Genomic DNA, 306 nt, shown 5'->3' on the forward strand with positions numbered 1-306 from the left:
GGCGGCCTGCTGATCCACGGTCGCTAGGACGCGGTGCTAAACCCCGGTGGCGTGCGCATCGGCACGGCGGAAATCTATCGTCAGGTGGAAAATATCGACGAGGTGCTGGAAAGCGTCGCCATCGGCCAGCGCTGGCACAACGACGTGCGCGTGGTGTTGTTCGTGCGCCTGCGCGAGGGCCTGCAACTCGACGAGGCGCTGCAGGCACGCATTCGCCAGGTGATGCGCAGCAACAACACCCCGCGCCATGTGCCGGCGGTAATTGCGGCGGTCAGCGATATTCCGCGCACCATCAGCGGCAAGATC

At 65.0% G+C, this 306-nt stretch carries 1 pseudogene; it reads left to right on the forward strand.

Annotated elements, in window-relative coordinates:
- Positions 1 to 306: pseudogene (locus M2D63_RS25645) on the forward strand (AMP-binding enzyme); the annotation flags it as partial.

The organism is Pseudomonas sp. BJa5 (genome assembly GCF_030272875.2).
Lineage (GTDB): Bacteria > Pseudomonadota > Gammaproteobacteria > Pseudomonadales > Pseudomonadaceae > Aquipseudomonas.